Origin of the sequence: Pseudomonas sp. N040 (assembly GCF_015637705.1) — a bacterium.
Classification (GTDB): Bacteria; Pseudomonadota; Gammaproteobacteria; order Pseudomonadales; family Pseudomonadaceae; genus Aquipseudomonas.
In genome coordinates this window covers 174,750-196,795 of sequence record NZ_JADOBE010000006.1, presented here as the reverse complement: position 1 = coordinate 196,795, position 22,046 = coordinate 174,750, and the positions used below count along the sequence as shown (strand labels likewise).

Annotated in this window: 19 protein-coding genes and 2 pseudogenes; 12 read left to right on the top strand and 9 right to left on the bottom strand. The window is 64.1% G+C overall.

What is annotated here, in order from left to right; all coding sequences use genetic code 11:
* The first annotated feature begins 208 nt into the window (after positions 1-208).
* The 4 genes from ppc to ISX93_RS11085 all read left to right on the top strand — a co-directional run bounded on the left by ppc (position 209) and on the right by ISX93_RS11085 (position 5,267).
* A complete protein-coding gene (gene ppc / locus ISX93_RS11100) occupies positions 209-2,842 on the top strand; it encodes a phosphoenolpyruvate carboxylase (RefSeq protein WP_195778788.1) in 2,634 nt (877 codons plus the stop codon).
* A gap of 151 nt (positions 2,843-2,993) precedes the next feature.
* Positions 2,994-3,641, top strand: coding sequence for an adenylate kinase (gene adk, locus ISX93_RS11095; RefSeq protein WP_195778787.1), 648 nt, complete (start codon positions 2,994-2,996; stop codon positions 3,639-3,641).
* An 85-nt stretch (positions 3,642-3,726) separates the two neighbouring features.
* The gene (gene tsaB, locus ISX93_RS11090) at positions 3,727-4,407 is read left to right on the top strand and encodes a tRNA (adenosine(37)-N6)-threonylcarbamoyltransferase complex dimerization subunit type 1 TsaB (RefSeq protein WP_195778786.1); all 681 of its coding nucleotides are present in this window, start codon (positions 3,727-3,729) and stop codon (positions 4,405-4,407) included.
* Between the two features lie 74 nt (positions 4,408-4,481).
* The gene (locus tag ISX93_RS11085) at positions 4,482-5,267 is read left to right on the top strand and encodes a class I SAM-dependent methyltransferase (protein ID WP_195778785.1); all 786 of its coding nucleotides are present in this window, start codon (positions 4,482-4,484) and stop codon (positions 5,265-5,267) included.
* A gap of 6 nt (positions 5,268-5,273) precedes the next feature.
* On the opposite strand, the gene ISX93_RS11080 is transcribed toward ISX93_RS11085, so the two are convergent.
* Positions 5,274-5,924 carry a TetR/AcrR family transcriptional regulator gene (locus ISX93_RS11080; RefSeq protein ID WP_195778784.1) on the bottom strand — a complete coding sequence of 217 codons (651 nt, stop codon included), beginning with the start codon at positions 5,922-5,924 and terminating at the stop codon, positions 5,274-5,276.
* Positions 5,925-6,016: 92 nt separating this feature from the next.
* On the opposite strand from ISX93_RS11080, the gene ISX93_RS11075 reads away from it, so the two are divergent.
* From ISX93_RS11075 to ISX93_RS11065, 3 genes are all read left to right on the top strand, one after another.
* Positions 6,017-7,123, top strand: coding sequence for an efflux RND transporter periplasmic adaptor subunit (locus ISX93_RS11075; RefSeq protein ID WP_195778783.1), 1,107 nt, complete (start codon positions 6,017-6,019; stop codon positions 7,121-7,123).
* Positions 7,124-7,129: 6 nt separating this feature from the next.
* Entirely contained in the window at positions 7,130-10,207 is a 3,078-nt protein-coding gene (locus ISX93_RS11070) for an efflux RND transporter permease subunit (RefSeq protein WP_195778782.1), read from the top strand.
* A 260-nt stretch (positions 10,208-10,467) separates the two neighbouring features.
* Positions 10,468-11,574 carry a glycoside hydrolase family 5 protein gene (locus ISX93_RS11065; RefSeq protein WP_195778781.1) on the top strand — a complete coding sequence of 369 codons (1,107 nt, stop codon included), beginning with the start codon at positions 10,468-10,470 and terminating at the stop codon, positions 11,572-11,574.
* On the opposite strand, the gene ISX93_RS11060 is transcribed toward ISX93_RS11065, so the two are convergent.
* The gene (locus ISX93_RS11060; protein WP_195778780.1) at positions 11,560-13,320 is read right to left on the bottom strand and encodes an ABC transporter ATP-binding protein/permease; all 1,761 of its coding nucleotides are present in this window, start codon (positions 13,318-13,320) and stop codon (positions 11,560-11,562) included. The genes ISX93_RS11065 and ISX93_RS11060 overlap by 15 nt on opposite strands.
* Positions 13,317-14,279, bottom strand: a complete 963-nt coding sequence (gene glk / locus ISX93_RS11055) for a glucokinase (protein WP_195778779.1) — start codon at positions 14,277-14,279, stop codon at positions 13,317-13,319. The genes ISX93_RS11060 and glk overlap by 4 nt, the downstream gene beginning before the upstream one ends.
* A 229-nt stretch (positions 14,280-14,508) precedes the next feature.
* Between glk and ISX93_RS11050 the strand changes: the two genes are divergently transcribed.
* Positions 14,509-15,027 carry a lipocalin family protein gene (locus tag ISX93_RS11050; RefSeq protein WP_195778778.1) on the top strand — a complete coding sequence of 173 codons (519 nt, stop codon included), beginning with the start codon at positions 14,509-14,511 and terminating at the stop codon, positions 15,025-15,027.
* Between the two features lie 108 nt (positions 15,028-15,135).
* Positions 15,136-15,684: a hypothetical protein gene (locus tag ISX93_RS11045; protein WP_195778777.1), complete on the top strand. Its 549-nt coding sequence runs from the start codon at positions 15,136-15,138 to the stop codon at positions 15,682-15,684.
* 69 nt (positions 15,685-15,753) lie between these two features.
* On the opposite strand, the gene ISX93_RS11040 is transcribed toward ISX93_RS11045, so the two are convergent.
* The 3 genes from ISX93_RS11040 to ISX93_RS11030 are packed head-to-tail and all read right to left on the bottom strand — an operon-like array spanning position 15,754 to position 18,060.
* Positions 15,754-16,323 carry a peptidylprolyl isomerase gene (locus ISX93_RS11040; protein ID WP_195778776.1) on the bottom strand — a complete coding sequence of 190 codons (570 nt, stop codon included), beginning with the start codon at positions 16,321-16,323 and terminating at the stop codon, positions 15,754-15,756.
* A 1-nt stretch (position 16,324) separates the two neighbouring features.
* On the bottom strand, positions 16,325-17,122 hold the full coding sequence (locus ISX93_RS11035; RefSeq protein WP_195778775.1) for an alpha/beta fold hydrolase: 798 nt from the start codon (positions 17,120-17,122) through the stop codon (positions 16,325-16,327).
* Positions 17,122-18,060 carry a LysR family transcriptional regulator gene (locus ISX93_RS11030; RefSeq protein WP_195778774.1) on the bottom strand — a complete coding sequence of 313 codons (939 nt, stop codon included), beginning with the start codon at positions 18,058-18,060 and terminating at the stop codon, positions 17,122-17,124. Before ISX93_RS11030 ends, ISX93_RS11035 begins: the two co-directional genes overlap by 1 nt.
* A 152-nt stretch (positions 18,061-18,212) precedes the next feature.
* Here ISX93_RS11030 and ISX93_RS11025 point away from each other — a divergent pair, with 152 nt between their 5' ends.
* From ISX93_RS11025 to ISX93_RS11015, 3 genes are read left to right on the top strand one after another with little or no spacing between them, the layout of a single operon-like run.
* Entirely contained in the window at positions 18,213-18,812 is a 600-nt protein-coding gene (locus tag ISX93_RS11025; protein ID WP_195778773.1) for an FMN-dependent NADH-azoreductase, read from the top strand.
* Between the two features lie 33 nt (positions 18,813-18,845).
* On the top strand, positions 18,846-19,058 hold the full coding sequence (locus ISX93_RS11020; protein WP_229732160.1) for a biotin/lipoyl-binding protein: 213 nt from the start codon (positions 18,846-18,848) through the stop codon (positions 19,056-19,058).
* 60 nt (positions 19,059-19,118) lie between these two features.
* The gene (locus ISX93_RS11015) at positions 19,119-19,355 is read left to right on the top strand and encodes a hypothetical protein (RefSeq protein WP_195778772.1); all 237 of its coding nucleotides are present in this window, start codon (positions 19,119-19,121) and stop codon (positions 19,353-19,355) included.
* Positions 19,356-20,271: 916 nt separating this feature from the next.
* Here ISX93_RS11015 and ISX93_RS11010 read toward each other — a convergent pair.
* The 3 genes and pseudogenes from ISX93_RS11010 to ychF all read right to left on the bottom strand — a co-directional run.
* Positions 20,272-20,550, bottom strand: a pseudogene (locus tag ISX93_RS11010) (IS3 family transposase); the annotation flags it as partial.
* A gap of 17 nt (positions 20,551-20,567) precedes the next feature.
* Positions 20,568-20,744, bottom strand: a pseudogene (locus ISX93_RS17135) (Arm DNA-binding domain-containing protein); the annotation flags it as partial.
* A 192-nt stretch (positions 20,745-20,936) separates the two neighbouring features.
* Complete coding sequence (gene ychF / locus ISX93_RS11000) at positions 20,937-22,037, bottom strand: redox-regulated ATPase YchF (RefSeq protein WP_195778770.1); 1,101 nt, start codon at positions 22,035-22,037, stop codon at positions 20,937-20,939.
* Positions 22,038-22,046 lie beyond the last annotated feature (9 nt).

Here is a 22,046-nt window from a genome sequence, read left to right as displayed (position 1 = left end):
CGGGCCGGCGCATCCGCCAGCCACTCAAGTCGATCCTGTTGCGGGCCTGCCCTATAAGCCTAGACCGTTCCGCGCATCGGCAAGTGCCCGGCAAGCGAAACCGGCAGGCTGGACACTCGCGGGTGCGCAGCCCATGCTTTCCAGCAGGGTCCGGGTGCTGGCTGGTTCCGGGGTCCAGCCCTTGCAGGCTTTGGCGGAGTAGGTGGGCATGGCGGAAATCGACGCGCGTTTGCGGGAAAATGTACACCTGCTCGGTCAGTTGCTTGGCGACACCCTGCGCGCCCAGCAGGGGGCGGCATTCTTCGACAAGATCGAGCGCATTCGCCAGGGCGCCAAGCGTTCGCGGCGCGCTGACGAGGATGCCGGGCAGCTGGCGGCCGTTCTGAATGCCCTGGACGCCGACGAACTGCTGCCCGTGGTGCGGGCGTTCAGCCATTTCCTCAACCTGGCCAATATTGCCGAGCAGTATCACCAGATTCGCCGGCTCCGCAGCGACGAGGCGCAGCCTTTCGAGCTGCTCGCGCTGCCGGCCCTGCTCGAGCGCCTGCTGGCGGCCGGGCACCCGGCCGAGCAGTTGCTGCGCCAGGTCAGCGGGCTGCAGATCGAACTGGTGCTGACCGCGCATCCCACGGAAATCGCGCGGCGGACTCTGATCCAGAAATATGACGCCATCGCCGGGCAACTGGCGTTGCTTGATCACAGCGATCTCGGCGCGGCCGAGCGCGAGCGCATCAACCAGCGTTTGCGCGGGCTGATTGCCGAGGCCTGGTACACCGATGAAATTCGGCGCAGCCGGCCGACGCCGGTGGATGAGGCCAAGTGGGGCTTCGCGGTGATCGAGCATTCGCTCTGGCAGGCGCTGCCGGCAGTGCTGCGGCAGACCGATCAGGCCCTGCGCGCGGCCACCGGGCGGGGCTTGCCACTGGACGCCGCGCCGATCCGCTTTGCCTCCTGGATGGGCGGTGACCGTGACGGCAATCCGAATGTCACCGCGGCGGTTACCCGCGAAGTGCTGTTGCTGGCGCGCTGGATGGCGGCCGACCTGTTCCTGCGCGATGTCGATCAGCTGGCGGCCGACCTCTCCATGCAGCAGGCCAGCGCCGCGCTGCGGGAACGGGTCGGTGCCTGTGCCGAACCCTATCGTGCGCTGTTCAAGCCGCTGCGCGAACGCTTGCGGGCAACCCGTAGCTGGGCCGAGGAGGCCCTGCAGGCAGAGATCGCCGCAGCGCCGGAGGTGCTGCAGGACAACCTGCAACTGCTGGAGCCGCTGGAGCTGTGCTACCAGTCGCTGCACGCGTGCGGCATGGCGGTGATCGCCGAGGGTGCCGTACTGGATTGCCTGCGCCGGGCGAACACCTTCGGCCTGTTCCTGGTGCGCCTGGACATTCGCCAGGACGCGTCCCGGCATGCCGCGAGCCTGGATGAAATCACCCGTTACCTGGGCCTTGGCAGCTATCTGGAGTGGAGCGAGGCGGCGCGTGTCGAGTTTCTCCTGCGCGAACTGGACAACCCGCGGCCGCTGCTGCCCCGGCATTTCCAGGCAACTCCGGATACCGCGGAGGTGCTGGCGACCTGCCGGGTTGTCGCCGAGGCCCCCGCGGCTTCCCTGGGCTCCTATGTGATCTCCATGGCGGGAGCCCCTTCGGATGTGCTGGCGGTGCAATTGCTGCTCAAGGAAGCCGGCGTACTGCGTGCGATGCGGGTGGTGCCGCTGTTCGAAACCCTGGCCGACCTGGAGCAAGCCGGACCGGTGATCGACCGCCTGCTCGGCCTGCCCGGCTATCGCCAGCGCTTGCAGGGCCCGCAGGAGGTGATGATCGGCTATTCCGATTCGGCCAAGGACGCCGGCACCACGGCGGCGGCCTGGGCGCAGTACCGTGCGCAGGAAACCCTGGTGGCCGTCTGCCAGCAGCATGCGGTCGAGCTGCTGCTGTTTCACGGCCGTGGCGGCACGGTTGGGCGCGGCGGCGGTCCGGCGCACGCGGCGATCCTCTCGCAGCCACCGGGCTCGGTGGCTGGGCGCTTTCGCACCACCGAGCAGGGCGAAATGATCCGCTTCAAGTTTGGCCTGCCGGGCATCGCCGAACAGAATCTCAGCCTCTATCTGGCCGCCGTACTGGAGGCCACTCTGCTGCCACCGCCGGCCCCCGAGCCGGCCTGGCGCGCGGTGATGGGCCGGCTGGCGGCTGATGGCGTCGCTACCTACCGGGCGATTGTTCGCGAGCATCCGCAGTTTGTCGCCTATTTTCGCCAGGCCACGCCAGAGCAGGAGCTGGCGCGCCTGCCGCTGGGCAGTCGTCCGGCCAAGCGCGGTGAGGGCGGGGTGGAGAGTCTGCGCGCGATTCCCTGGATCTTTGCCTGGACGCAGACGCGGCTGATGCTGCCCGCCTGGCTGGGCTGGGAAACGGCGCTGGAAAACGCCCTGCGACGCGGCGAATTGCCCCTGCTGCGGGAGATGTGCGCCCGCTGGCCGTTCTTTCGCACGCGCATCGACATGCTGGAAATGGTCCTGGCCAAAGCCGACCGGGCGATTGCCCAGCGCTATGACGAGCGGCTGGTGGCGGACGAATTGCGACCATTGGGTGATCAGTTGCGCGGCCTATTGTCGCAGGCGGGCGCTGCAGTACTGGCCGTGACCGGACAGTCAGATCTGCTGGGCCACAGTCCGCAGACCCTCGAATCAATCAGCCTGCGCAACACCTACCTGGACCCCCTGCACCTGCTCCAGGTAGAGCTGCTGGCGCGGTCCCGAGGGGCGCGCGAGCTGCCCGCGGCCAGCCTCGAACAGGCCCTGCTGGTGAGCGTCGCGGGCATTGCTGCCGGGTTGCGCAATACCGGTTGATGCCGGCGCCCATTCGACTTTTGGTGGCTTGTGCGTGGGGGGTGTGCTGTGTATCTTGGCATCCCTTGGGGGCATCGCGCCCTACAGATTCCGGGATTGGCCGCAAGAGGCGAATCTGCAAACTTCTAGTCCAATCTTTAGGAGCACATCGATGCGCGTGATTCTGCTGGGGGCGCCCGGTGCCGGCAAAGGTACCCAGGCTCGCTTCATCACCGAGAAGTTCGGCATTCCGCAGATCTCCACCGGCGACATGTTGCGTGCCGCGGTCAAGGCGGGCACCGAGCTCGGCCTGAAGGCCAAGAGCGTGATGGATGCCGGTGGCCTGGTTTCCGATGACCTGATCATCAACCTGGTCAAGGAGCGCATCGCCCAGCCGGATTGCGCCAAGGGTTTCCTGTTCGATGGCTTTCCGCGCACCATTCCCCAGGCTGAAGCCCTGCAGCAGGCTGGCGTGACCATCGATCACGTGGTTGAAATCGCCGTCGAGGACGAAGAGATTGTTGGCCGCATCTCCGGTCGCCGGGTGCACCCGGCTTCCGGCCGGGTCTACCATACCGAGCACAATCCGCCGAAAGCGGCGGGCAAGGATGATGAAACCGGTGACGAGCTGATTCAGCGCGAGGACGACCAGGAGGCCACCGTGCGCCATCGCCTGTCGGTCTACCATGCGCAGACCAAGCCGCTGATCGGCTTCTATTCGAAGCTGGCAGCAGTGGCCGGCACGCCGAAGTACAGCGCCATCGCCGGCGTTGGTTCGGTGGAAGAGATCACGGCGAAGGTGCTGGCAGCCCTCAGCTGACACCCTGTTGTCCAACCGACGGCCCGCTTGCGGGCCGTCGGCGTTTATACTGCCTGCCCGCCCACCCACCTGCCGGACCCTGCCGATGACCACCCTGCTGGCCCTGGATACCGCCACCGAAGCCTGCTCCGTGGCTTTGCTGCACGATGGCAAAGTCATCAGCCACTACGAGGTCATCCCGCGCCTGCATGCCCAGCGCCTGCTGCCGATGATCGAGGCGCTGCGCAGTGAAGCCGGGATTGCCCTGTCGGCCATCGATGGCATCGCCTTCGGCCGCGGCCCGGGAGCATTTACCGGGGTGCGGATTGCCATCGGCGTGGTGCAGGGCCTGGCGTTCGCCTTGCAGCGCCCGGTGCTTCCGGTTTCCAACCTGGCGGTGCTGGCTCAGCGCGCCCATCGCGAGTTCGCGGCAATCCAGGTTGCGGCGGCGATCGACGCGCGCATGGATGAGGTGTACTGGGGCTGTTACCGGCTGGAGCAGGAAGAGATGCGTCTGCAGGGGCTGGAGCAAGTGCTGCCGGCGGAGCGCGCCAGCCTGCCGCGCCTGGCGCAAGGTGACTGGTTCGGCGCCGGGACTGGCTGGGGCAGTTACCGCGAGCGCCTGCCTGCAGTGGCGGCCTGTGCCGGGGACCTGCTGCCGCATGCCGAGGACCTGTTGCAACTGGCACGCTTTGCCTGGCAGCGCGGCGAGGCGCTGCCTGCCGAGCAGGCCCAGCCGGTCTACCTGCGCGACAATGTGGCCACGCCGAAAAAGGCTCCGGTCTAGGAGGCCGCCACGCCGCCAGCGCGCGCGGGGCATCCTGGCTGCAGTCAAACTGATTTACCCGGGACATTTTCTGCATGAGCGAGCCACAGCTTTCCACCAGGGTCCGCGTCGAGCCGCTTGATCCGATTTTTGCCGACATGGCCCGTGCCTGGGCCGAGCGCCTGGGCCTGCCGCTGCAGGGCGAAGCGGATTTCGCCCTGCAGGTGGGTGCGGCCGGCTTGCAACTGGTGGAGCTGGTCGAGCATGGCCCGGGGCCGGTGCGCGTCGATTTTGTCGAGGGGGCCGCCGCCCATCGGCGCCTGCATGGCGGCGGCAGCGGGCAGATGATTGCCAAGGCGGTTGGCGTGCAGCCGGGTGTTCGTCCGCGGGTGCTGGATGCGACCGCCGGGCTGGGCCGCGATGCCTTCGTGCTGGCGACGCTGGGTTGCCCGGTCGCGCTGATCGAGCGCCAGCCCCTGGTGGCGGCCCTGCTCGAGGATGGCCTGCGCCGCGCGGCGGCAGATGCCGAGGTCGCACCGATCGTGGCGCGCATGCAGTTGCATGGCGCGGATGCCATCGAACTGATGCAGGCCTGGGCCGGCGAGCCGCCGCAGGTGATCTATCTCGACCCGATGTTTCCGCATCGCGACAAGAGTGCCCAGGTGAAGAAGGAAATGCGCCTGTTCCGCCCGCTGGTCGGGGCCGATGTGGATGCCCCGGCGCTGCTCGCGGCGGCGCTGGCCCTGGCCACGCACCGGGTGGTGGTCAAGCGCCCGCGCAAGGCCCCGGCGGTCGAGGGGGTCAAGCCGGCTTACGCCCTGGAAGGCAAGTCGAGCCGCTACGACATCTATCCGAAGAAATCCCTCAAGCCCGGCGACTGAAGCGCTTTACCCCGGTTGAGCCCGGTAGGCGCGCATGAACACCTCCACCACGTCCTGCACATGTGCCGCGACTTCGGCGTCATCGGCAAGTTCCGGGCTGCAACCGAGCAGCAGGAGCAGGTTGTTGGTGCCCTTGATCATGCAGAAGAAGTGCCCGGCGGCGCGCGTCGGGTCGGGAACCCGCAGCTGGCCATTCTGATCGGCCTGCAGCAGCAGGCGCTCCATCTCGCGCATCACGCGCTGCGGGCCGGCATCCATGAACAGCTGCGACAGCTTGGGGTTGGCATTGGCCTGCGCCACCATCACCCGGTGCAGCTCGATCGACTCGCTGCTGTTGACCAGGCTGTGAAAACCGCGACCGATATTCAGCAGTGCGCTTTCGATCGAGGTCTCGCTGGATGGCTCGAAGAAGGGTTGTGGCAGCTGCTCTTCGCACTTCGACTTTACCGCGGCGGAAAACAGCGTCTCCTTGTCAGTGAAGTGGCTGTACACCGTCAGTTTGGAGACCCCGGCTTCCGCCGCAATCGCGTCCATGCTGCTGCCGTCATAGCCCTTGTGCAGGAACAGGCGTTTGGCGGCGTCCAGGATGGCCTGGCGCTTGGCCGGATCTTTCGGGCGTCCGGGGCTCGACGGTGCGGCGGGGTCTGAGAGGTTCATTTACAAATGCTGGACTGGGCACAAGGGTGTCATTACTATACTCTGCAGTTCAATAATATGAACCCCCCCCTTGCTTGCTAAGGTCATTCGCCATGTTACGACGCGTCCTGTTCCTGGTTTTTCCGCTCGGTCTTGCTGTCCTGCTGGCGGGTTGCGGCAATGATCAGGCCGACACCCAGCGCCCGCGCCCGGTGATGGTGGTCAACCCGCAGCCAGCGCTGGCGCAACTGGAAGCCTATCCTGGCGAAGTGCGTGCGCGCTTTGAGCCGGACCTGGCCTTTCGCATTGGCGGTGAAGTGACCAAACGCCTGGTGGACAGCGGAGATCAAGTCAAGAAGGGCCAGGTGCTGGCCGAGCTGGATCCGAAGGATGTGCAGCTGCAGCTGGGCGCCATGCGCGCCCAAGTGGCGGCGGCAGAGGCCAACCTCGCGCTGGTGCGCGCCGAGCGCGATCGCTACAAGCAGCTGTTCGCGCGGCAACTGGTCAGTCGCTCGCAGTACGACAATGCGGAAAATCTCTATCAGGCGGGTGAGGCCAGGTTGAAGCAGGCCAAGGCCGAATACGATGTCAGCCGCAACCAGGCCGGCTACGCCGTTCTGCGCGCGCCCCGCGATGGCGTGATTTCCCGGCGCATGCTGGAAGTCGGGCAGGTGGTGGCGGCGGGGCAGACTGTTTTCAATCTGGCGGCCGATGGCGAGCGTGAAATCGTCATCAGTCTGCCGGAAGGCAGCATCGGCCAGTTCAGTGCTGGTCAGGGTGTGCGCATCGAACTGTGGTCGCGGCCCGGGACTTTTTTCGCCGGAAAACTGCGCGAAATCTCCCCGGCAGCCGATCCGCAATCGCGTACCTACGCGGCCCGGGTGACCATTGTTGAAGACACCGAGGCCCCCGTCGAGCTGGGCCAGAGTGCCCAGGTGTTTGTCAGCCAGGCCGGTGACATACCGCTGTCGGTACCCCTTTCGGCACTCACCGCGGATGCCGGCAAGACCTATGTCTGGGTCGTCGATCCGGCATCCGCGACCCTGCAGCGGGTCGCAGTGCAGGCCGGTGCCTATGGCGAAGAGCAGGTTCCCATCCTGGCAGGCCTGAAGGCCACTGACTGGGTGGTGTCTGCCGGGGTGCAGGTGCTCAAGGAAGGCGTCAAGGTGCGCACCGTCGACCGCGACAACCGTCCGGTCACACTGGCAGGCAAGGAGTAGGGCTGGATGAATTTCAACCTTTCCATCTGGGCGGTAAAGAACCGCCAGGTCGTGCTGTACCTGATCCTCCTGTGCAGTGTCGCCGGTGCGATTGCCTACACCAAGCTGTCGCAGGCCGAAGACCCGCCGATCTCATGGCACGCCATGATGATCCGCACCATCTGGCCGGGCGCCAGCGCGGAAGAGGTCGCGCTGCAGGTGACCGACCGCATCGAAAAGAAGCTGATGGAAGCCGGCGAGTTCAAGGAGATCGTTTCCTACTCGCGGCCAGGTGAATCGCAGGTGACCTTCCTGACCCAGGAGTATCTCAAGCCTGCGGAAAACGAGGTTGCCTGGTACCAGGTGCGGAAGAAGATCAGCGATATTCGCCACACCCTGCCGCAGGGCGTGCTCGGCCCGTTCTTCAATGACGAGTTTGGTACGGTCTACGGCAATATCTACGCGCTGACCGGCGAAGGCTATGACTACGCGGTGCTCAAGGATTATGCCGACCGCCTGCAATTGCAGCTGCAGAGGGTCAAGGATGTCGGGCGCATCGAGCTGCTTGGCCTGCAGGACGAGAAAATCTGGATCGAGCTGTCCAACGCCAAGGCCGCCAATCTGGGGCTGCCGCTGGAGGCGGTGCAGCAGGCGCTGAACCAGCAGAACACCGTGGCCCCTGCCGGTTTCTTTGAGACCACCCAGGAGCGGGTGCAGTTGCGGGTCAGTGGCCGCTTCGACTCGGTGGACGAGATTCGCAACTTCCCGCTGCGGATCGGCGACCGGACTTTCCGCATCAGCGATGTGGCCGATGTGCGGCGCTCGTTCAATGATCCACCGGCACCGCGGATGCGCTTCATGGGCGAGAATGCGATTGGCCTGGCGGTGTCGATGAAGGCTGGTGGTGACATCCTGGTGCTTGGCGCGGCACTCGACAAGGAGTTCGCCCGCCTGCAGGAGACCCTGCCGCTGGGCATGCAGCTGAGCAAGGTTTCCGATCAGCCGGTGGCGGTCAAGCGCGGGGTCGGCGAGTTCCTGCGGGCGCTCGCTGAAGCCCTGGCCATCGTGCTGTTGGTGAGCTTCTTCTCCCTGGGCGCGCGCAGCGGCCTGGTGGTCGCATTGTCGATTCCCATCGTGCTGGCGATGACCTTCAGCCTGATGTACTACTTCGATGTCGGCCTGCACAAGATTTCCCTCGGCGCGCTGATTCTGGCGCTCGGGCTGCTGGTCGACGATGCGATCATCGCGGTGGAGATGATGGCGGTGAAAATGGAGCAGGGCTTCGACCGCATCAAGGCCGCCGGCTTTGCCTGGAGCAACACCGCGTTCCCGATGCTGACCGGCACGCTGATCACCGCGGCGGGCTTTTTGCCGATTGCCACGGCAAAGTCCGGCACCGGTGAATACACCGGCTCGATCTTCTCGGTGGTCACCATTGCCCTGGTGGTTTCCTGGTTCGCCGCGGTGGTGTTCGTGCCCTACCTCGGCTATCGCCTGCTGCCAACGGCGGCCAAGCTGCGTGCCGGCGAAAAGGCCCATGACCCTTATGACAAGCCCTTTTACACGCGTTTCCGGAGCGTGCTGTTCTGGTGTGTGGACAACCGCAAACGGGTGCTGCTGTTGACGGTGGCGGCTTTCCTGGTGTCGCTGGTGCTGTTCAAGTACATCCCGGTGCAGTTCTTCCCGGCCTCCGGCCGCTACGAACTGATGGTCGACCTGAAGCTGGCCGAGGGCTCGTCGCTCAAGGCCACCGAGAGCGAGGCGGCGCGCCTGGAGAAACTGATCCAGAGCCAGCCCGGCATCGAGAACTATGTGGCTTATATCGGCTCGGGCGCGCCACGCTTCTACCTGCCGCTCGACCAGCAGATGCCGGCACCCAGTTTTGCCCAGTTCGTGGTGCTAACCAAGTCGGCCAAGGAACGCGAAAAGATCCGCAACTGGCTGATTGAAGTACTGGACGAGCAGTTCCCTGCCGTACGCTCGCGCGTCTCACGTCTGGAAAATGGTCCGCCGGTCGGTTATCCGATCCAGTTGCGCCTGTCGGGCGAGCATATCGACCAGGTCCGCCAGCTGGCCCGCAAGGTCGCCGACAAGGTGCGGGAAAACCCGCACGTGGTGAACGTCCACCTGAACTGGGAAGAGCCGAGCAAGGTGGTGCGCCTGCAGATCGATCAGGATCGCGCCCGGGTGCTCGGGGTTTCCACGGCGGATGTGTCGCAGGCGATGCAAAGCCTGCTGAGCGGGATGACCGTGAGCACCTATCGCGAGGGCAACGAGTTGATCGAAGTGCTCCTGCGCGGGACCTCCAGCGAGCGCGGCCTGCTCTCGCAACTGCCGAGCCTGACCGTGCAGACGGACAGCGGCAAGAGTGTCGCGCTGTCGCAGGTGGCCACCCTCGAGTACGGCTTTGAAGAGGGCATTATCTGGCGCCGCGACCGCTTGCCGACGGTAACCGTGCGTGCGGATATCTACGATGGCAGCCTGCCCGCACCGGTGACCGCACAGATCATGCCGACCCTGGCGGGCATCGAGTCCGAAATGCCGGACGGCTACCGTCTCGAAGTGGGTGGCACGGTGGAGGATTCCGCCGATGGGCAGACATCGGTGAATGCCGGGATTCCGTTGTTCCTGGTGGTGGTGCTGACCTTGCTGATGCTGCAACTGCGCAGTTTCTCGCTGTCGGCCATGGTGTTCCTCAGCGCGCCTTTCGGCCTGATCGGCGTGGTCCTGTTCCTGCTGGTGTTCCAGCAACCCTTCGGCTTTGTCGCCATGCTCGGCACCATCGCGCTGTCCGGCATGATCATGCGCAACTCGGTGATCCTGATCGACCAGATCGAGAAGGATGTCGCGGCTGGCTCGCCGCGCCGGCAGGCGATCATCGATGCCACGGTGCGCCGCTTCCGGCCGATCGTGCTGACCGCGCTGGCCGCCGTGCTGGCGATGGTGCCGCTGGTGCGCAGTGTGTTCTTCGGGCCGATGGCGGTGGCGATCATGGGTGGCCTGATCGTCGCCACCGTGCTGACCCTGCTGGTGCTGCCGGCGCTGTATGCCGCCTGGTACCGGGTCAAGGAAGGTGATGGTCCGGTGCTGCAGTCTGCCGACTAACCCGCGAGTCGCAAAACGACGCCCCGATCTTCGGGGCGTTTTTTATGGTTCAGCGTGGGGTTATAGGTGCGGATTGGTGCCGGATTGGAAATCCGCTGACTATCAGGCGTTATCCAGCAATTACGCGCTGAGCTTTCCTGCTGCTCCGCGCCCGATCCGGCAGCTGCCTGCAGCAAGCTTGCCATGCGTCAATGCAGGCTCTCCGGGCGGCACTATGCTTCTGGGCATTCGTTGAGTGGTTTCCCGGGGAGAGTAGTGTCATGGCTGCGGCAAGTACGAAACTGCGTGGGGTCAATCTGGGCAGCTGGCTGGTGCTGGAGAAGTGGATGGTGCCCAGCCTGTTCGAAGGCCTGGCGGCCACCGATGAAACCACCTGGTGCGCCGAGCTCGGTGCGCAGGCCGGTGAGCGGCTGCGCGCGCACTGGCAGCGCTGGATCAACCGCGACGACTTTGCCTGGCTGGCGCAGCGCGGGATCAATGCCGTGCGCATCCCGCTGGGGCACTGGATCTTCGGTGCGGATTATCCCTGGCACCCCAGTTACGGCAGCGCGCGCTATCCGTTTGTCGAGGGCGGCATCGAGGTGCTCGACCAGGCCATGGCCTGGGCCCAGGAGTTCGGCCTCCACGTGGTGCTCGACCTGCACGCTGCGCCGGGCTGCCAGAACGGCTTCGACAATGGCGGGATCAAGGATGTCTGTGAATGGCATACTCGCCCCGAGTACCTGGAGCATTCACTGTCGGTGCTGGAGCGGCTGGCCGAGCGCTATGCCGGGCATCCGGCGCTGCACGCCATCGAGGCCTTGAATGAGCCGCGCTGGGATGTGCCCACCGACTATCTCAAGGCCTATTACCTGGAAGCCTATGCACGGATCCGCAAGCATTGCCCGGCGCAGAGCGTGGCGGTGGTGTTCCATGACGGCTTCCGCGATTTCCGCGAGTACCTGGGCTTCATGCAGGCGCCGCAGTACCAGAACGTGATGTTCGACATTCACCGCTACCAGTGCTTCGAGCGCGGCGATATCGACATGGATATCTATGGCCACCTGCGCAAGGCCGCCGGTGAGTGGAAGACCGAGGCCGATGCGATCATCAACGAACTCGGCCTGCCGGCCTTCTGCGGCGAGTGGAGCCTGGGGCTGGACCTGAAGGTGGTGTCGCTGTGGGCGCAGGGGCCGTTCAACCACGCCATGGAGGCGATGGACAAATTCCAGCAGAACGTCGCCTATCGCGGTTATGCCGCCGCCCAGCTGGCCACCTTCGAGAAGTACCAGGGCTGGTTCTTCTGGAACTACAAGACCGAAACCACGCCGGCCTGGTGTTTCCGCGAGAGTGTCGAGCGCGGCTGGCTGCCGTCACTGTTTGCGTAGCTGGCAGCGGTCGGTGGCGCAGGCGAGGATGCGCGGTTCGGTCTGCCGGTTGAGGATCAGCTTGCGCGAGTAGTGGTGGTCCAGGTCGCTGTGGAAGCTGATGGTCAGCTGCGTGGTGTTGGGCAGTTCGCGGTGCATCATCTCCAGCATGCAGTCCTCGCCCTTGGGGTCGAAGGCATCGGTGGCCTCCTCGATGAACACCCAGGCCGGGCTGTGCAGGAACAAGCGGGCTATCCCCAGGCGCTGCTGGGCACGCAGCGGCAGGTTGCGATCCCATTTGTCGCTTTCCTCCAGGCGCGGGGACAGCCAGGCCACGCCGGCGCATTCGAGGGCATGATGAATCGCCGAAGTGCTGTAGTGGCTGCTGGCACGCGGGTAGGTCAGTGCGTTGCGCAGCGTGCCGTCGGGGAGGAACGGTCGCTGTGGCAGGAACATGATGCTGACATCGTCCGGTAGCAGGATTGCCCCGTTGCCCCACGGCCAGAGCCCGGCCACCGCCTTGAACAGGCTGATGGTGACGGCCGGGTCGCCGGTGATCAGGATCCGTTCGCCGCGCCGGATGGTGACGTTGAGGTTCTCCACCAGCACTTCCCCATCCGGCGTGGCCAGGCACAGGTCCTTGAGCACCAGTTCACTGGCGCGGCCATGTTGCAGCACGATGCGGTGCTCGATCGGCTGGTTGGCCAGTTCCTCCAGTTGCAGCATGTCGCGGTAGAGGGTTGCCACGCGGTCGAACGAAGCCCGGCACTTGGCCAGTTCGCCGAGGTTGTCGATCGGCCAGGACAGCGCCGAGGTCAGGCGCTGGAAGGCCTGCGCCGCCTGCATCAGCACGCCGAGGGTCATGGCGCCGGCAATGTATTGCGGGGCGGCCACCAGGATCGGAAACACCGGCAGCAACACGCCATAGCCGGCGGAGAACGTCACGATGCCCATGTAGCCCAGGGTCTGCCGGTTCCAGCCGCGCCCGACGTCGCGGAACAGGCTGCTGGCGTGGTGGTGCTCGATCACTTCGCCACGCATCAGGGCAATCGGTTCGGAGTTTTCGCGGGCGCGCGCCAGACCGAAGCGCAGGTTGGCCTCGACGGTCTGCAGCCAGTTGGTCGCGCGGGTCAGCGGCCGTCCGAGCAGCAGGCCGAGCACGGTGCCGGCACCGGCGTAGAGAAAGGCCAGGATGACCAGGTAGCCGGGCACCAGGATGTCGGTGCCGGGAATGTTCAGGCTGCCGGAGACACTCTGCAGGATGTCGATGAAGCTGCCCAGAATCAGCAGCGAGTAGAGCAGCGAATGCACCAGGCCGATGGCCGATTCGGTGGCGATACGAATATCTTCGGCAATCCGCCCGTCCGGGTTGTCATGCTCGCCGGGGGTGTACTGCAGCTGATAGTGGTGGCCGCGCTGCAACCAGTTGTCGAGCAGTATCTCGGTCAGCCAGCTGCGCCAGTCCAGTTGCAGCCAGCGCTTGACGTGCAGGTGCAGGGCGGTGACCAGCATGGTCAGGGCGAGGATCAGCACGAAGGTGCCGCTCTGGATCAGCAGGTCATCCAGCGAACGCGCCTCGAGTGCATCGAACAGCCCGCGATGCCAGTAGCTGGCCCAGATCGCCAGCCCGACCTGGCACAGCGTCAGCGCAATCAGGATGGCGATGGCGCTGCGTACCTTCCATTTGCGCGCGCTGTGCCAGTAAGGCGCCATCAGGCGGGCATATTGCCAGGACAGGCGCGGCGCTTTGGGGGTGCTTTGCCTCATGGCTGGCTGTCCCGATCCAGCCCGGCGGCAACCTGGGCGGCGCCCTGCAGCCCGAGGTACTCGTCCAGTACCACGTAGAGGGGAATGCGTTCCAGCAGTGCGCGCATCGGCGGCCGGTTGCAGAAGGCCTCGCGGACTTCGGCCTGCTGCAGGTAAGGCAGCATTTTCGGCGCGATACCGCCGGACAAGTAGACTCCGCCAAAGGCCAGGCTGGTCAGCGCCAGGTTGCCTGCGGCGCCGCCGAGCAGGCGGGCAAACAGCTGCAGGGTCTGCTCGGCCACGCTATCCCCGGCTGCCGCCGCTAGACTGATGGCCTGGGCATCCGGCAAGTCCGCTGCCGTCACTGGCCGCTCGTCGAGGAAGGCGTAGAGCCGGCTCAGGCCCTGGCCGCTGAGCAGCAACTCGAGGCTGACCCGGCCATGGGTTGGCAGCAGGTAGCGCAGCAAGTCGATCTGCTGCTGGTCCTGCGGGGCGAAGTCTGCATGGCCGCCCTGGCTGGGCAGTGCCAATGGCTGCGCCGGATTGCCCGCCAGCAGGGCCATGCCCAGCCCGGTACCGGCGCCGAGCAGGGCGCAGACCCCGTCCGCCTGTGGTGTGCCGGCTTGCAGCGCGCACCGCTGCTGCGGTTGCAACTGGCGCAGGGCGTGGGCCTGGGCGGCGAAATCGTTGAGCAGGCGCACCCGGGGGATAGCGTATTGGCGGCTGATGGCTGCGGCATCCAGCAGCCAGGGCAGGTTGGTCAGCTGCAGGCGGCCGTTGCTGAGCGGGCCGGCCGCCGCGATGCAGGCACTGTCGGGCTGCTCTCCGGGGCGCAGGAAGGCTGCCAGCAACTCGGCGAAACTGCTGAAATCCTGGCTGCGCAAGGTGCTCTGCCGCAGTGCCTGCCAGCCGTCGCTCTGGCGGCGGGCGAGCAACAGGCGCGACTGGGTACCTCCGAGGTCGGCTGCCAGAATCACCATGTCACTCCGTTTGCTTGGGTCTTGCCAAGACTAACCTGAAATGCACGAATTTTATTGATCTGTGCAGGTAAACCGATGTGCCGGCCGCCTCCCGCCAGCGTGCGCGTGAGTCAGGCACAGTTCGCGCTGCTGCTGGCGCTCAACAGCCGTTACAGTAGGGGCCCTGTGGCTGTGCGCCGATCCGGTCGGACACCGCTTCCCCAGCCATGCCTGTCCTGGAGATGTCCCCATGCGTGCCTTTACTCTGCTGCTGTCCCTGTTGCTGACCGCCTGTACCGGGCTGCCCGAGGGCGTGACCGCGGTACAGCCCTTCGACGCCAACCGCTACCTGGGCACCTGGTACGAAATAGCCCGGCTCGATCATTCCTTCGAGCGCGGCCTGGAGCAGGTCAGTGCCCACTACAGCCTGCGCGAAGATGGCGGCATCCGTGTGCTGAACCGCGGCTACTCGCCTGAGGAGCAGCAGTGGAAGGAGGCCGAAGGCAAGGCCTACCTGATGGGCGGGGCGGACCAGGGCTACCTGAAAGTCTCGTTCTTCGGTCCGTTCTACGGTGCCTACGGCATCTTCGCCCTGGACCAGCAGGACTACCAGTACGCCTTCGTGTCTGGCTACAGCACCGATTACCTCTGGCTGCTGGCGCGCACGCCAACCGTCAGCCCGGAACTGATCGAGCGCTTCAAGGCAGAGGCGGCGGCACGCGGCTTTGCCACCGACCGCTTGATCCTGGTCCGGCAGCAGCCGCGCTAGCCTGCGGCCGGCAACCGGGGGCCGTCATCATCCGGTCATCCGCGGGTCATCTGGCTGTAACGCAGGCCGGGCAGAGTGACATGGCCAATCACCCTCTCAGGAGTTGCCATGTCGTTTCTCAAACCCGTTTCGCTTGCCTGTCTGCTGGTTGCCATTGCGGCGTGCAGCACAGTCAAACCTGTCGCCAGCAAGGCCCCGGCGCCGAACAACGAAGACTGGTACCAGGTGCGTACCGCAGACAAGCTCTATCTGTTCGATGACTACAGCGTGTTCCGCGGCTTTCTCGATACAGGCAAGGCGCCGGTGCTGCGCGATCTGGGCGAAAAGGACAGCTGGGGACAGTCGGTGGTGCTGGCGCTGGGTGCCGGCGAGCAGGACAAGCCGCTGGCGCAGGTTGCCGCCTATCAGTTCTACCGGGTAGCGCTGCCATCAGCCTGGCCGTTCTACGGCGAGATTCGCCAGGACGAGGTGATCTACGTGTTCCGCCGCGCCGGCGACATGACTGAAATGAACAAGATCGGCGAACCGACCTTTCGTTACACCGATATCGGCGGTGGGCCGAACGGCGAGCGGGTGATCTACGTGCTGGCCAAGGAAGAGAAGCTGCCGGCAGACACCATCAAACAGTTCAAGAGCAAATACGGCATGCCGCAGTAGGCGGTTGCTCCGGCCCTCGCAGGGTGGGTTGGCCGCGCAGCGGCATAACCCACCAGAGTGTTGCTGGGGTCAGGGCAGGCGCTTGGCGCTGACCAGCACTACCGGCTTGATCGGCACGTCGCCCATCCCGGCTTTGCTGGTGGTGCTGACGTCGGAGATGCGGTCGACCACGTCCATCCCGCGGACCACGCTGGCGAACACGGCATAGCCGAAATCGCGCGCGCCGTTGTTGAGGAAGTCGTTGTCCTGGCTGTTGATGAAGAACTGGCTGGTTGCCGAGTCCACCACGCCGGTACGCGCCATGGCCACCGAGCCCCGGCGGTTGAGCAGGCCGTTGTCGGCCTCGTTCTTGATCGGCGCGCGGGTTTCCTTCTGTTCCATGTCGGCGGTAAAGCCGCCGCCCTGGATCATGAAGTTGGGAATGACCCGGTGGAAAATGGTGTTGTCGTAGTGGCCGCTGTCGACGTAGGCGAGGAAGTTTTCCACGCTGATCGGCGCCTTGTCGGCTTTCAGTTCCAGTTCGATTTCGCCCATGCTGGTGGTCAGCAGCACGTGCGGGCGCTTGTTCACGGCATCGGCAGCCATCAGCTGGCTGGCCAGCAGCAGGGTGCTGGCGGCGATCAGTAGTTTCTTCAGCATGTCATTGTTCCTTGGTCGGGATGTTGTCGAGAAATTCGAGCAGCACAGCGTTGAAGCGTTGCGCCTGGTCGATCGGGGTGGCGTGGCGTGAATCTTCTATCACTTGCAGCCGCGCGTCGTGCAGTTCGGCAACGTAGGCCGCTTTCTGGGCTACCGGGGTGTAGTCCTGGTCGGCAGCGACCACCAGCACCGGGCAGGCGATCGTTGGCAGGCGCTTGCGCACGCCCCAGCCGATGATGGCATCCAGGCTGGCCAGATAGGCGTGCTTGTCATTCAAGCGCCAGCGTTCGACGACCTGGTCGCGCATGGCCGCCTGCCCGGGCTTGGGGAACAGCAGCTGGCTGATCATCTTGCCGATGCTCTGCATGCTCAGCAGGCGCGAAAACAGCCAGCGCTTGCCGAGCTGCATGGCGCTGGCCAGGCTGTTGACCTTGACCTCGGGACTGCTGTTGACGATGGTCAGGCTGAGCAGCCGCTGCGGGTGATCGACCGCCAGCTGGAAGGCCACCATGCCACCCATGGAAATCCCGACCAGATGCACCTGGGGCAGCTGCAGATGATCGAGCAGGGCCAGCACGTCGTCGGCGAAGCCCTCGATGCTGTAGTCCTCCCGCGGCCGGTCGGAGCGCCCGTGGCCGCGCAGGTCGAAGAGGATCACCTGATACTGGGCGGCCAGTGCGGATGTCTGGTTCTCCCAGTCGCGGGTGCTCGAGCCGAGCCCGTGCAGCAGCACGACGGGGGTGCCAACGCCGTACTCTTCGTAATGCAGCTGGCAACCGTCGTTCCTGAAGTAGGCCATCAAAATTCCTCGCTGGAGGGTGGCAGGGGCGCGGCAAACGGAGCGTCGAGCGCCGCGCCATCATAGGTCTTGATCAGCTCGATGAGAATCCGCGTTGCCGGGCCCAGGGGCTTTTCCTTGCTGGCATACAGGTTGAAGCGCGGCCGGCGCAGGCCACCGGCACCCAGGCGCAGCGGTTGCAGGCTGGCTTCCTGCAGCTCGCGCTCGATCAGGTGGCGCGGCAGCCAGGCGAAACCCAGGCCGCGGCTGACGAAGCTGGCAGCGGTGGCCAGGCTGCCGACCGTCCAGCGCTGTTCCGCGCCGAGCCAGCCGACATCGCGCGGTTGCACGCTACCCGAGTCGCGGATCACCACTTGCAGCTGGCTTTCCAGGTCCTCGAAGCCCAGTTCGCGCTGCAACTGGTGCAGGGCGTGCTGCGGATGGGCCACGGCAATGAACTCGACTTCGTTCAGTTCGCTGCCCAGGTAACCCTGCAGGGTCGCGCCGGTAATTGCCAGGTCGGCCCCGCCTTCGAGAAATACCTGCTCCACCCCGGACAGCACTTCCTCGCGCAGGCGCACCCGGCAGCCGCGGCTCTGCGGCATGAAGGCGCTGAGGGCGCGGATCAGACGCGCCGTCGGATAGGCGGCATCGACCACCAGGCGGACCTCGGCCTCCCAGCCCTGCTCCAGCTGGTGAGCCAGCTCTTCCAGCTGCCGCGCCTGCTTGACCAGCTGGCGCGAGCGGCGCAGCAGCACGCTGCCTTCCTCGGTCAGCACGGCCTTGCGCCCGTCGATGCGCAGCAGCGGCATGCCCAGCTGCTCCTGCAGGCGCGCCACGCCGTAGCTCACCGAGGATTGCGAGCGGTGCAGCACCTCGGCGGCCTGGGCAAAGCCGCCCTCGTCGACCACCGCTTGCAGCGTGCGCCATTGGTCAAGGGTTACCCGTGGGGCTTTCATGGCGTTCTCCGCAGACCGGCAAGGGACAATCCTTGGCGGTAAAATATCAGCTAAATAGATTGTTTAAAGCAGAAATTTGCGCTTTTTAATCTATTTGTCAATCTCTAGTCTGGCTCCATCACAACCGCAGGCATCCGATGGAGGTAACACCCATGTCCCGTATTCTGGTTATCGAAAGCAGCGCCCGTCAGCAAGGTTCGGTTTCCCGCGAACTGACGCAACAGTTCATCGCGCAATGGCAGCAGGCCCACCCGGCCGACCAGGTGCAGCTGCGTGACCTGGCGCTCGAGCCGGTTCCGCACCTCGATGCAGACTTGCTGGGCGGCTGGCTGAAACCGGCCGAGCAACAGTCGCCCGCCGAGCAGGCAGCCCTGCAGCGCTCCAACCGGCTGACCGAGGAATTGCTGGCGGCCGATGTGCTGGTGCTGGCCGCGCCCATGTACAACTTCGCCATCCCCAGCACGCTCAAGGCCTGGCTGGACCATGTGCTGCGTGCCGGGCTGACCTTCAAATACACCGAAACCGGCCCGCAAGGCCTGCTCACCGGCAAGCGCGCCTTCGTGCTGACGGCCCGTGGCGGCATCTATGCCGGCAGCACGCTGGATCACCAGGAGCCCTACCTGCGCCAGGCGCTGGGCTTCATCGGTATTCATCAGGTGCAGTTCGTGCACGCCGAGGGCCTCAATCTGGGCGCGGAGGCGCTGGAACAGGGCCTGGCCCGGGCGCGCGAGCAACTGGCCAGGGTTGCCTGAGCGGGGCAGGCCTTGGCGCTGCAGGAGCAGCCGGTGCATCCGGCACCGCGCCTCATCCAGCGGCAAGATTGTCCCCAGCTGCAAGAGCAAGGTCATCCAGCCCAGCCCAGCGAAGTGGCGGTGGCCAAGACTATCCACGTGCAGGACGGCCAGCAGGTCAGGGCCGGTGAGCTGCTGGTGGAGCTGGATGCCAGGATAACCACTGACGATGTCGAGCGCCTGCGCCGTGCTGGATGCCAGAGGTAGCTCACTGCCTGCGTAAGGGCTCTCTTGGGCGGTTAACCCTGGCTTGCAGGTGATGCAGCTTTGCCGCGACTACCTGCTCAATTTCATGATCAACAAGAACCAGGACCGCGCTGCCGGTCAGGCTGGCACACAGGGAGCGCGGGCATAAAGGTCACGCTGTTTGATTTTCAGAAAGACGCGTTGGCCAAACTACGCGATGCCCTGGTGAGTGCCCGTAAGAGCGTATCGCCGGATAACCAGAAAGTCATCGCCTTGTCGGCGGCCACCGGCAGCGGCAATTGTTTGGAATCCATTTGATGGAGTCTGGATTTCTAATGATGGCTGCTATGGCCACAGCGCGTGAGATTTGCCCTGGCGCCAAGAGCGAGATGTTCATGTCATTTTCTAGGACAAACCGGATGAGCTCATCTTCTGTGTAGCTTGGATCGTAATCCACTCGGAGCTCCGCAGATGTAGGTTGCCAGTATTTGGAGGTCGGTCGTCGGCTTTTAGATTTAGTCTTGCGTGATCTAATCAGCGTAATTTCGCCGCAACCCCCGGCAATTGCGTTTGACCAAATTATTTATGGCGACCGCAAAGCGATGGGCATTCGTTTGCGATCAAAAAATGCACGCAACTATTTGAATTAAATAATTTTATAGCTTATGAAATGCTAACGACACGTAGTGTTTCCAAACGCATCGGCACTGCACCGAGTGGTATTGCCGTTGCTATCGCGCAAGGTGGTATTTCCGAACGAGTCGGTGCTCTGCCGAGTGGTGTTACCGTTGCTATCACGCCAAGTTGTGTTGCCGAAAGAATCGGTATTGCCGCGAGTGGTATTTCCATTGCTGTCACGCAACGTGGTGTTCCCGAACGAATCGGTACTTTGCCGAGTTGTATTACCGCTACTATCTCGCCAGGTTGTGTTGCCAAACGAGTCGGTACTGCCACGCGTTGTGTTGCCGCTACTGTCCCGGCAAGTCGTGTTGCCGAAACTGTCTGCTGAACAGGTGGTTTGAGCTAGCGCTGCGGAAGAGGCAAAAATCAACGCAGCTGTAAAACCTAAGAAAGTGATGGAGTGTCTATTCACTTGAAGACTCCTTCTTACCGAACGCCCGATTGATCTTGCAAGCTGCATAACGGTACCAGTAGCGCTATTCAATAGATATGGAAATCCCCGGGATTCGAGGCCCGGTTGCAAGCAGAGATTCTCTGAATCGCCCCGTATTCCCTAGACACTTTCCAAACTCAGTAAATGTCGCTTCTCAAACTCTACCGGTGACAGCTGGTTATTGAAACCATGCCGTCGTTTCGGGTTGTAGAACATCTCGATGTAATCGAAAGCATCCGCCCGAGCGTCCTGTCGTGTGCTGTAGGTCTTTCGCTTGATTCTCTCGCGCTTGAGCAGCTGAAAGAAGCTCTCTGCCACTGCATTGTCGTGGCAATTACCACGCCGACTCATGCTGCCAAGCAGGTTGTTGGCTTTCAGGAAGCTCTGCCAGTCGCCGCTCCGCTTGGGGCAATTGCGTAGTCGCCTAACTCAAAGGTGCTCTCCTTGGCGGCATCGCCTTGACGCAACTCGAAGCGGTAGCGCCAGGCCTTCACCCCGTTTGGCTTGATCTCCAAATACAGCCCTTTGCCGTCTGTGAGCTTGTAGGGCTTATCCTTTGGCTTGGCGGTACGGCATTGGGTATCGGTCAGCATGGCCTGTTCTCCTGATTCGAAACATACCCGGTTTTTTGATACCCGGCTTTGGCTTCATACCCTGTACCGTGCCCGGTAAGTACCCGGCTGGCAATGGACGGAGATGGATATAGGAGGAACAAAAAACCCCGCAAGTACAAGACAATGCGGGGTTTTGTGTCCGGTAAAATACGCCGAAATCCGATGTCCTGTTTAGACGTTGAAGCGGAAGTGCATCACGTCGCCATCCTTGACGATGTAGTCCTTGCCTTCCAGGCGCCACTTGCCGGCTTCCTTGGCCCCGGCTTCGCCCTTGTACTGGATGAAGTCGTCATAGGCGATGACTTCGGCGCGGATGAAGCCTTTCTCGAAGTCGGTGTGGATCACAGCGGCGGCCTGCGGCGCGGTGGCGCCGACGCGGACGGTCCAGGCGCGGACTTCCTTGACCCCGGCGGTAAAGTAGGTCTGCAGGTTGAGCAACTGGTAACCGGCGCGGATCACGCGGTTCAGGCCAGGCTCTTCGAGGCCGAGCGCTTCGAGGAACATGTCCTTCTCTTCGCCGTCGTCGAGTTCGGCGATTTCCGCCTCGATCTTGTTGCACACCGGAACCACGGGGGCGCCTTCGGCCGCGGCGATCTGGTTGACGATGTCGAGCAGCGGGTTGTTGTCGAAGCCGTCCTCGGCGACGTTGGCGATGTACATCACCGGCTTGCTGGTCAGCAGGTGGAAACCGCGCACCAGTTGCTTCTCGTCGTCGCCCATGGTTTTCAGCAGGGTGCGGGCCGGCTTGGCCTCGGTGAAGTGGGCGATCAGTCGCTCCAGCAGGGCCTTTTGCGCCACGGCTTCCTTGTCGCCGCCCTTGGCGTTGCGGGTGACTTTCTGCAGCTGCTTTTCGCAGCTGTCGAGGTCGGCGAAGATCAGTTCGAGATCAATTATCTCGATGTCGCGCTTGGGGTCAACGCTGTTGGACACGTGAATCACGTTGTCGTCCTCGAAGCAGCGCACCACGTGGGCGATCGCATCGGTCTCGCGGATGTTGGCGAGGAACTTGTTACCCAGGCCTTCGCCCTTGGAGGCACCGGCGACCAGTCCGGCAATGTCGACGAACTCCATGGTGGTCGGCAGGACGCGCTCGGGCTTGACGATCTCCGCCAGGGCCGCGAGGCGCGCGTCGGGCATCGGCACGATGCCGGTGTTGGGTTCGATGGTGCAGAACGGAAAGTTCTCGGCAGCGATCCCGGACTTGGTCAAGGCGTTGAACAGGGTGGACTTGCCGACGTTGGGCAGGCCGACGATGCCGCAGTTGAATCCCATGGTGTGTCC

Excerpts from the sequence above, each read along its gene's own strand:
- ppc (WP_195778788.1), top strand. The coding sequence starts at position 209 with ATGGCGGAAATCGACGCGCGTTTGCGGGAAAATGTACACCTGCTCGGT.
- adk (WP_195778787.1), top strand. The coding sequence starts at position 2,994 with ATGCGCGTGATTCTGCTGGGGGCGCCCGGTGCCGGCAAAGGTACCCAG.
- tsaB (WP_195778786.1), top strand. The coding sequence starts at position 3,727 with ATGACCACCCTGCTGGCCCTGGATACCGCCACCGAAGCCTGCTCCGTG.
- ISX93_RS11085 (WP_195778785.1), top strand. The coding sequence starts at position 4,482 with ATGAGCGAGCCACAGCTTTCCACCAGGGTCCGCGTCGAGCCGCTTGAT.
- ISX93_RS11080 (WP_195778784.1), bottom strand. The coding sequence starts at position 5,924 with ATGAACCTCTCAGACCCCGCCGCACCGTCGAGCCCCGGACGCCCGAAA.
- ISX93_RS11075 (WP_195778783.1), top strand. The coding sequence starts at position 6,017 with ATGTTACGACGCGTCCTGTTCCTGGTTTTTCCGCTCGGTCTTGCTGTC.
- ISX93_RS11070 (WP_195778782.1), top strand. The coding sequence starts at position 7,130 with ATGAATTTCAACCTTTCCATCTGGGCGGTAAAGAACCGCCAGGTCGTG.
- ISX93_RS11065 (WP_195778781.1), top strand. The coding sequence starts at position 10,468 with ATGGCTGCGGCAAGTACGAAACTGCGTGGGGTCAATCTGGGCAGCTGG.
- ISX93_RS11060 (WP_195778780.1), bottom strand. The coding sequence starts at position 13,320 with ATGAGGCAAAGCACCCCCAAAGCGCCGCGCCTGTCCTGGCAATATGCC.
- glk (WP_195778779.1), bottom strand. The coding sequence starts at position 14,279 with ATGGTGATTCTGGCAGCCGACCTCGGAGGTACCCAGTCGCGCCTGTTG.
- ISX93_RS11050 (WP_195778778.1), top strand. The coding sequence starts at position 14,509 with ATGCGTGCCTTTACTCTGCTGCTGTCCCTGTTGCTGACCGCCTGTACC.
- ISX93_RS11045 (WP_195778777.1), top strand. The coding sequence starts at position 15,136 with ATGTCGTTTCTCAAACCCGTTTCGCTTGCCTGTCTGCTGGTTGCCATT.
- ISX93_RS11040 (WP_195778776.1), bottom strand. The coding sequence starts at position 16,323 with ATGCTGAAGAAACTACTGATCGCCGCCAGCACCCTGCTGCTGGCCAGC.
- ISX93_RS11035 (WP_195778775.1), bottom strand. The coding sequence starts at position 17,122 with ATGGCCTACTTCAGGAACGACGGTTGCCAGCTGCATTACGAAGAGTAC.
- ISX93_RS11030 (WP_195778774.1), bottom strand. The coding sequence starts at position 18,060 with ATGAAAGCCCCACGGGTAACCCTTGACCAATGGCGCACGCTGCAAGCG.
- ISX93_RS11025 (WP_195778773.1), top strand. The coding sequence starts at position 18,213 with ATGTCCCGTATTCTGGTTATCGAAAGCAGCGCCCGTCAGCAAGGTTCG.
- ychF (WP_195778770.1), bottom strand. The coding sequence starts at position 22,037 with ATGGGATTCAACTGCGGCATCGTCGGCCTGCCCAACGTCGGCAAGTCC.